The sequence below is a fragment of the Microcystis sp. LE19-10.1B genome, assembly GCF_027530565.1.
GTDB classification, from domain to species: domain Bacteria; phylum Cyanobacteriota; class Cyanobacteriia; order Cyanobacteriales; family Microcystaceae; genus Microcystis; species Microcystis aeruginosa.
On record NZ_JAPZQM010000512.1, the window covers coordinates 1 to 3,042 of the forward strand.

Sequence of the window (3,042 nt, forward strand, 5' to 3'; positions counted from 1 at the left end):
CCTTATCCTGACTTGATTTCAGTTTTTTCTTTGTCAGTAAGGGTGTCAACAAGGAATATTACAAATTGTTAACCGAGTCTTGAAAGCCTTGTGCTACAAAGGTTTGAAATGTTAAGAAAGATGTGACTAAAGGACAGCTTAATAAGGGGGGCATCGGATAATTTTTAACGCCTACCTACTTAAAAATGGGGAAAAATCAGGAGTTAAGCTGCAGGTATCCAAACTATAGGAGAAATTGGGGCTAATCAATCAGCTAGTTTTGCCAGTTTAGCCGAATTATCCTCAATCACATCTAACCGCGAAAAAAAACGCCAAAAAGAGTGATAATAAACCTAGCTATTCCCAGAGTAACAAGAAAAGCCCGATGGTGAAAACAGTAATAGGTGTCGATTTAGGTGGAACTGCGATTAAAATTGGTAAATTTGACCAAGAGGGCAATTGTCTCGAATCTATCACCTTGCCCACTCCCCAACCCGCTACACCCAAAGAAGTCGCCCATACCATACATCAAGGCATTTGTCAAGTAAATTTAGATAAAAGTTGTCAAGCCATCGGTGTGGGAACGCCGGGGCCGGCGGATGCTCAGGGAAGAATTGCCAAAATAGCGATTAATTTGGCAGGATGGCGGGATATTCCCCTCGCCGATTGGTTAGAAGAAAGTACGGGAATGCCGACAATTTTAGCCAATGATGCCAATTGTGCCGGTTTGGGGGAAGCTTGGTTAGGAGCGGGCAAACGGTTTCAAAACTTGATCCTGTTGACCTTGGGGACGGGAGTAGGAGGGGCAATTATCCTCGATGGTAACTTATTTGTGGGCAGCAAGGGAACGGCCGCGGAATTAGGCTTAATAACCCTTAATTTTGACGGTCCATTGTGCAATAGCGGTAATCGGGGTTCCTTGGAACAATACGCCTCCCGGCAAGCTATTCGCCGGATGACCGGCAAAGAACCGAAGCAATTGGCAGAATTGGCCGAAAAAGGCGATCGAGAGGCTTTAGAATTCTGGCAGGGTTACGGCTGTTTACTGGGGGCTGGTATCGCCAGTTTACTCTATGTTCTCACTCCAGAGGCGGTAATTATCGGCGGCGGCATTAGCGCCAGTGCTAAGTTTTTCTTTCCCTCTCTGCTCACAGAAATCGAAGGACGGGTGTTACCTAGTTCCAGAGAAGGATTAGAGGTATTAACGGCCGAGTTAGGTAATCGCGCTGGGATGGTGGGGGCCGCTAAATTAGCTTGGCAATTATTGGACCTCCGCAAGGAGTCTATTATGGGGGGGACTGACTTAATCGTGAATAATTAAGTGGCGATCGCAATCGCTGCTCACGGCTCCCTGACGCTGAAATTCGCCTAACAAACGCGTCACCGTTACCCTCGTGGTACCGATAGCATTGGCGAGATTTTGATGGGTTAAACGGATCTTTAAACGACTGCCTTGGGCGATTGGTTCTCCCATTTCCCGCTTTAATAACTGTAGTAACTGCTGGAGACGCTCCTCCACTCGTTTGAGTCCTGCGATCGCAAGAAGCGATTCCGTTTGTTGTTGACGACGGATCATTTGATTTAGCATCATCCTAGTTAATTCCGCCGAATTTTCGACTTCGGCGATCGTGTACCACTTTAGGTACAGTTCCGACAAGGCTCTGGCGTGATAGGATTCCAGATGGGTCAAATTTAAGCCAAAAAAGTGGGATGAATGAACCCAGCCTAGTAAAATTTCCTCCCCACTCTCAGATACTTGACTTAGTTGCGCCATACCCCGATAAACTTGCCAGACTCCATCAACCACCAGAGGAATATTTTCCCCGCGATCATAAAAATGGAGCCGACGACTCTCGCTATAGTCTTCTCGGAAGGGTGAGGAGTTGGGATTATAGGTCAGCAACATGATCAAAGTTCTCCTAGGTGAGGGGCTAACAATTTTAACCCCACTCTACTGTATCAAGGTAAACATTAGGTAATCCCCAGATTAACAGTTATCAGTGGGTCAGTTATCAGTTATCAGTGGGTCAGTTATCAGTTCACCGATTACTGATTACTGTTCACTGTTCACTGAAATAATACTAAATCCGTTGAGTAACGCACAGAAAACGGGTTTCTCGGAGAAACCCGTTTTCTGCTCATGTCCCCCATTTCCCTCTCCCGCAGCTGAAAAACCTACAGATTATTAATTTAAAGCATCTTTAAGAGCCGTGCGAGCGGCCAGATGATTGCGGGTTGAGGTGAGAATTTCCGATTCTCGTTGGAGACGACTGACTGTATCGAGCATTTCTAATAAAGCTTGTTGTTCCCCGGCCACACCGTAGAGATTACCCGCCACCCAGTAGGATAATTCCAGGGGAAGACTAGGCAAATCGTCGGGGAGTTCAATTTTTTGAGCGGTTAATTTGGCTGATAGATGAACCACATCCCGCAGCAGTCGATCCACTTCTTTGGCCAGAGGTCGCAGATCTTGGGTGGTGGGGACATCTTCAATCCACTCCACCAAACCGACGCGATAGGGTTTTTCCCGGACGTATTCTAGGACACGGAAACGCTGTTGACCGATGGTGAGAATTTTTAAGCGATCATCCGGGAGACGTTGACAACGGACAACTTCCGCACAACTGCCGACTTTAGCGATTTCTCCCGTGGCTGGATCTACCATTAAGACCCCAAAACGGCGATCTTCTTCCAATATCGTATTCATCATAATCCGATAGCGAAACTCGAAGATGTGCAGGGGCAGAGGACGACCCGGGAATAAAACAACTTCGGGTAGGGGAAAGAGAGGTAATTCTCTAACGGCAATGGAAGAAGTGGCCATAGGTTTAGTAAAAAAAAACCGATCTTTTCTTATTTTTACACAATACCCCCTGAACCGCTAGGTAAGGGCAAGAGACTCCGAGCCAGTATTCAGGAGTCGGGAGATTGCCTTTATTTATTCTCCCCACACCCCACACCCCACACCCCACACCCCACACCCCACACCCCACACCCCACACCCCACACCCCACACCCCACTTCCCCACTTCCCCACTTCCCCACTTCCCCACTTCCCCACAC

Annotated in this window: 3 protein-coding genes; 1 reads left to right on the forward strand and 2 read right to left on the reverse strand. The window is 47.5% G+C overall.

What is annotated here, in order from left to right; all coding sequences use genetic code 11:
- The first annotated feature begins 364 nt into the window (after positions 1–364).
- Positions 365–1,300, forward strand: coding sequence for an ROK family protein (locus tag O9332_RS18405; RefSeq protein WP_002760024.1), 936 nt, complete (start codon positions 365–367; stop codon positions 1,298–1,300).
- On the opposite strand, the gene O9332_RS18410 is transcribed toward O9332_RS18405, so the two are convergent.
- Positions 1,283–1,885, reverse strand: coding sequence for a Crp/Fnr family transcriptional regulator (locus O9332_RS18410; protein ID WP_288026767.1), 603 nt, complete (start codon positions 1,883–1,885; stop codon positions 1,283–1,285). The two genes, O9332_RS18405 and O9332_RS18410, sit on opposite strands and share 18 nt — an antisense overlap.
- Before the next feature lie 279 nt (positions 1,886–2,164).
- Positions 2,165–2,803, reverse strand: a complete 639-nt coding sequence (locus tag O9332_RS18415) for an LON peptidase substrate-binding domain-containing protein (RefSeq protein WP_002739408.1) — start codon at positions 2,801–2,803, stop codon at positions 2,165–2,167.
- Between the last annotated feature and the right edge of the window lie 239 nt (positions 2,804–3,042).